General features: G+C 55.7%; 6 protein-coding genes and 1 pseudogene. 6 read left to right on the forward strand and 1 reads right to left on the reverse strand.

Annotation, left to right across the window (positions count from 1 at the left end):
* The 3 genes from RT018_RS09285 to RT018_RS09295 all read left to right on the forward strand — a co-directional run.
* Nucleotides 1-820: hypothetical protein (locus RT018_RS09285; protein ID WP_312941298.1), on the forward strand; the 820-nt coding region annotated here is incomplete at its 5' end.
* A gap of 11 nt (nucleotides 821-831) precedes the next feature.
* Nucleotides 832-1,599, forward strand: coding sequence for an acyl-[acyl-carrier-protein] thioesterase (locus tag RT018_RS09290; protein ID WP_397360067.1), 768 nt, complete (start codon nucleotides 832-834; stop codon nucleotides 1,597-1,599).
* A 38-nt stretch (nucleotides 1,600-1,637) separates the two neighbouring features.
* Nucleotides 1,638-2,165, forward strand: a complete 528-nt coding sequence (locus RT018_RS09295; protein ID WP_312941303.1) for a DUF4352 domain-containing protein — start codon at nucleotides 1,638-1,640, stop codon at nucleotides 2,163-2,165.
* 62 nt (nucleotides 2,166-2,227) lie between these two features.
* On the opposite strand, the gene RT018_RS09300 is transcribed toward RT018_RS09295, so the two are convergent.
* Nucleotides 2,228-3,265, reverse strand: a complete 1,038-nt coding sequence (locus tag RT018_RS09300; protein ID WP_312941305.1) for an alpha-hydroxy-acid oxidizing protein — start codon at nucleotides 3,263-3,265, stop codon at nucleotides 2,228-2,230.
* Nucleotides 3,266-3,597: 332 nt separating this feature from the next.
* Between RT018_RS09300 and RT018_RS09305 the strand changes: the two are divergent.
* From RT018_RS09305 to RT018_RS09315, 3 genes and pseudogenes are all read left to right on the forward strand, one after another.
* Nucleotides 3,598-4,358, forward strand: a pseudogene (locus tag RT018_RS09305) (DUF4349 domain-containing protein).
* 110 nt (nucleotides 4,359-4,468) lie between these two features.
* The gene (locus RT018_RS09310) at nucleotides 4,469-5,098 is read left to right on the forward strand and encodes an MBL fold metallo-hydrolase (protein WP_312941307.1); all 630 of its coding nucleotides are present in this window, start codon (nucleotides 4,469-4,471) and stop codon (nucleotides 5,096-5,098) included.
* Between the two features lie 66 nt (nucleotides 5,099-5,164).
* Nucleotides 5,165-5,470: DUF6512 family protein (locus RT018_RS09315; RefSeq protein ID WP_312941309.1), on the forward strand; the 306-nt coding region annotated here is incomplete at its 3' end.

Below are 5,470 nucleotides of genomic sequence, written 5' to 3' on the forward strand. Positions count from 1 at the left end.
ACTGACGCTGCTGCTGCTCTATCTGCCTAGCTGGGTGCAGGTGAGGCTGCGGATTGAGCTTCCTCCGCCGCTGGAAATTACGGTGCTGTGCTTCATTTTCGCGGCAGAGATTTTGGGTGAAGTCAACGCGTTTTACATTGTGATTCCTTTTTGGGATACTATTTTGCACACGCTCAACGGGTTTCTTGCCGCGGCGGTGGGCTTTTCTATGGTGGTGCTGCTAAACGATAATCCCCGGCTCACCTTTGACCTTTCTCCGGCGTTTATGGCACTGATGGCGTTTTGCTTTTCCATGACCATCGGCGTACTGTGGGAGTTTTTCGAGTTTGGCTGCGATTATTTTCTGGGAACAGACATGCAGAAGGATACGATTATCCACACAATTAAGACGGTGGCATTGGACGTGAGCCGCAGCAACAAAGTGGTGGTGATTCCGGACATCACCGAGGTGACGGTGAATGGAGAGAATTTGGGCCTTGGAGGGTATCTGGACATCGGGCTGATCGACACGATGAAGGACCTGATTGTGAATTTTATCGGCGCGACGGTGTTTTCCTTTACCGGCTTTTTCTATGTGAAAAATCAGGGAAAAAAGCGGTCGGCGGCCCAGAGCTTTGTTCCCGTCCAAAAGGAAGCCCACCGGGATTATCTGGCCCAGGCGCGGGAGCGATTGGCCGCTGAGACGGCTTTTTTGCCGGAAGAAAGCAGCGGAATGATGCGGCCGGAAGGCATGGAGAATCATACTGGTACAGAGGAGAAAAAACCTTCGGAAGAAACGAAAGACCCCGAGGACGAAACGCCCGCAGCGGGGGGACGATAAAAAGGAGCAGGATGGAATTGAAAGCGTTTCGGCAATGGCTGACGGAGGATTGCTATGCCCGGGAGGCAGAGCTGTCCTTTGCCGACTGCGACAAAGATAAATTTGTGCGACCGGCAAAGCTCTTGAGCCTTGTGGCAGGGGCGGCCGGCTTTGATTATGACGCCAGAGGGTTGACCTATGAGAAGCTTCACGAGATGGGGCAGGTTTTTTTACTGTCCCGTGTGGCGCTGCGGATTCATCGGCGGCTTGTGAACCGGGAGATGCTCACCATTTCCACATGGGAAGACGGCATCCGAGGAGCGCATCTGCGCCGGGCCTATGAGCTGACCGACGCCAGCGGCGCCGTCACCGTGAGCGCCCGCAGTGAGTGGATTCTCATCAATCCGGTGGAGCGGAAGATACTCCGGCCCTCCGATTTTAGGGCCAAGACGGTGCATGTCTGTCCCAAAGCAATCGACAGTCCGGAATGTCGCAAAATTTTCCTGCCCAAGGATAATCTGGAAGAGCTAGGGCCGCGTCCTGTCCGCTGGTCTGATCTGGACGGCAACGGCCATGTATACAGCGGGAATTACGGTGACATCGTATGGGACGCTCTGCCGGAGGATTTGCAGTCTGCTCCCCTACGGGAGCTGTACGTGAATTACAGCAAGGAGGCTGTACAGGGAGAGACGATTGCCCTGTTCGGCTTTCGAGAGGAAAGTGCCTATACCATGGAAGGCCGGCTGGGAGAGACACTGTGCTTTTCCTGCCGGTGTGAGTTTGGCGTAAATGCGCAATGAAATATATAGAAAAAGACAAGAAGGAAGAGGTATTGAAAATGAAACTGAGAAACAAAAAATGGATGTTGGTGGCGGCAATGGCAGTGATGATGGTGCTGACCGCTTGCGGCGATAGCAGTAGTGAAGAGAACAAAGAGGGCCGCATCGGAGATGTGTTACATAGTGAGTTTTTTGACTTCACGGTCAACAGTGTCTACATTTGCGATACATACGAGGAATATACCCCTGAGGCGGACCACAAGCTGCTGGTGTCGGAACTGACAATCAAGAATACGTTCAATGAGACCATTCCCATGTTTGACACCGATTTCCAGGCCCAGTGGATTGACAAGGACGATCAGAAGAATGCGTTTGCAAACCCCGTTGAAACCATGGTGAGCGAGGATCAGCTGGAATCCGAGTATGATTTGGCAGTGGATGAAGAGAAGACCGGCCTTTTGATTTTTGAGGTTCCGAAGGACTTTACCGATTTTTCCATTGTCTATCTGGAGGAATTTGACAACGGCGAGACCGGCAATCTGTATGAGGTATTCTTTACCGCAAAAGAAGCCAGCGAGTCTATGTAACACAGGTCTTTAAAATAGAAGGCGGCCCCGGGTTTGTCCGGGGCCGCCTTTTATTGTAAAGATCAAAGATGCTTCAAATCCCGGGGGGTCATCACCATGTCCCGCCGGATATTTGCAAGGCTGTGTGCTCCACACATGGCCATGGTGTCTGCCAACTCGGCTTTCAGCTTCTCCACATAGATGGAAACACCCTCGGCCCCACCGCCATAAACCATGGTGACGAAGGGGCGGCCGATGAGCACCGCGTCAGCGCCCAGAGCAAGCGCCTTAAACACGTCCATCCCGGTACGGATGCCGCCATCTACGATCACCGTCATCTTACCGCTCACTGCGTCGACAATGGCGGGCAAAACCTCCGCCGTGGCGGGGCAGTTATCCAGCACACGGCCGCCGTGGTTGGATACCACGATGCCGGCGGCTCCTGCCTTCAAGGCTTTTTTCGCGCCTTCCACGGTCATGATGCCCTTGAGGATAAAGGGCTTTTTGGCAAGCGCCGCGATTTCCTGCAGCTCCTCCACCGTTTTGCTTCCGGCGGGAGGCTGCATATTTTTTAGAAAGGGCAGACCCGCCGCGTCGATGTCCATGGCCACGGCAAAGGGATTGCCTGTGTTCACCAGTTCCATCTTCTCACGGATCAACTCCAGATTCCAGGGCTTGACGGTGGGCACGCCGTGTCCGCCGCTGGCGGCGATGGCCTTTGCCGCTCCCTCTACCACGGCGGGATTGGTGCCGTCACCGGTAAATGCGGCGATGCCCGCTGAGGCGCAGGCGGAAATAAGAAGGTCGTTGTAGGCCAGGTCGTCATACTGGTCGCCATAATGTAGGGTCATCGCCCCGATAGGCGCGGCAAATACCGGCAGGTCAAAAGTCTGGCCGAAGATCTTAAACGTGGTATCCGCGGGCTTGTTTTCGCAGATGGTGTCCATATTGACACACAGCTCCTGCCACTTCTGATAGTTGCGGATGAAGCCGGTGCCAATGCCCTTGGCTCCGGGGCCGGGGATGGTGTTCTTGCAGGCCACGCCGTTGCAGACCGGACAGGCCTTGCAATAGGGGCCGACGCGGGTGCGGGCGCTTACCAATACTTCCTGATAGGTCATAGAGCGATTCCTCCCATGCTGCGCGGTGATTGCGCGCGTACTGCCTTCATTTTAACGCCGTCTTGAAAAAAACGCAACAATTAGTGCAACTTTTTCCATGGGACTGCGTCTAAAGAGACAAACGCGCATCTGGTGGAAGCTGATGAGCGAACGACAAGGAGGACAAAATGATGAAAAGAAAGCTTGCGATGTTCTTGGCGGTCCTGTGCCTGACGGTTCTGACGGCGGGCTGTGGCACGTCGTCTGAAGGTGAGTCGTCGTTTGGCGGGAAAACAGATGAGATGGCCACCCTTGCTGGGGGCCCCCCTGCCGCGCCCGGCGCGGTAATGGATATGAACGGCTTTGGGGCCTATGAAGAAAGTGGAACAGTGGGAAGCCAGCTCCGGGCGGAGAAAGACGCCGGAGACGGGAGCAAGCTGATCTACACCGCCGATCTGAACCTTGAAACCACCACCTTTGATGAGACGGTTAAAAACCTGTCGACGCTGGAGGAGGAGCTTGGCGGCTGGACCCAGAGCAGTAGCGTGAGCTACGGCGGCTCTGGCTATCGGTACGGCAGCTACTCCGTCCGGGTTCCCAAGGAAAAATTCAGCACGTTTCTTACCCAGGCTGGGGAGCTGGCTCATGTGACCTACACCAGCTCGCAGGGCGGCTGGAGACGCAAAAGACGAAGCTTGCGCGGTTGCAGGACCTTCTTGCTAAGGCCGAAAGCATGGAGGACATCATCACCATTGAGAGCGCCATCTCCGACGCGGAAAGCCAGATTGAATCTCTGGCGGGGGAGATAAAGCATTACGATTCTCAAGTGGACTACTCCACAGTGCAGTTTTCTTTAAATGAGGTATATCAGCTCTCTAACGTGGAGCAGCCTGCCACCGGATTTTTCAATCGTCTTGCCGGCGCGCTGATCTCAGGCGCGCGGGGGTTTGCAGATTTCGTGCAAAACGCGTTGCTGATGCTGGCCTATGCCTGGGTTTGGGTGGCGCTGGTGGTCTTTGTGCTGGTTGGGGCGGGTTTCTTGCGCCGCAAGCGGAAGATGCAACCCAAAAAGGAAGCGCCCGCGCCGGAAACACAGGATGACAAACCGGAATAATTCCTGTATACTACTCTTAAAGCGGACATGTACGTAAATTATCCGAATACGGCTCCGTAGGCCGGATGTGCCTGCGGGGCATATCCGCAAACGAAACAGGAGGGATTTTTATGACCGTCACATGGCTGGGCCACGCCTGCTTCCTTTTGGAGCAGGACGGCTATCGGATCGTCGTCGATCCCTATACCGGCGTTCCCGGCTATCCGGCGTTGGAGCTGGAGGCCCACGGAGTCTATTGCAGCCACGGGCATTTTGACCACAGCTACACCGACGGGGTGAAGCTGCTGGCGGAGCGGGAAAGCCCTTTTTCCGTGGAGGAGGTCCCCGCATTCCACGACGGGGAGGAGGGAGCACTCCGGGGAGAAAACACCATTCGCGTCTTTTCGGCGGAGGGGGTTCGGGTCTGCCATCTGGGAGACTTGGGCCATTTGCTCTCTAAAAAGCAGGCTGAGGCCATCGGCAGGTGCGACGTACTGCTGGTTCCCGTGGGTGTGACCTTCACCGTGGACGCAGTCGGAGCCAAGGCTGTGTGTGATACTCTGCGGCCTGGAACAGTGGTACCCATGCATTACCGCCACGCGCCCTTCGGCCTTGAAAAGGTTTCCGGCGCGGAAGACTTTTTAACGCTTTGGCCCCAAGAGGTCGTCCAGCGTCTGCCGGGAAGCTCCTTTGCGTACCTCTCCAAGGAGGGCGGAGAAACGGCCGCGCCCGTGGTTCTGGTTCCAAAATATCCCACCTGAGTGCATAGTTTTGCCGCCTTTGCGTACACTGTTTCCAATATGCGGATTTAGAACGGAGGCGGAGGTATGGGCGTGGCGGCGCGGCGACGCGAGCGGTACTGTGCGTTGGGGGACTTTCTTTTTACTGCGGTGGCGGGAGCGGCGCTGCATTTTCTCTGGGGCTGGACGGGGGAAAATCGCATTGCGGCGGCATTTTGTTCCGTGAACGGATCCGTTTGGGAGCACATGAAACTGCTGTTTTTTCCGGCCTTCCTTCTCTCCATGGTGGAGGTTTGGCTGCGGGACTCCCGAAACTTTCTGGCGGTGCGGGGTGGTTCCCTGTGGATCGGGACGGCGCTGATTCCGATGTTGTATTACACGTATACCGGAATT

It is taken from the genome of Oscillibacter sp. (assembly GCF_032060045.1).
Classification (GTDB): Bacteria; Bacillota; Clostridia; order Oscillospirales; family Oscillospiraceae; genus Oscillibacter.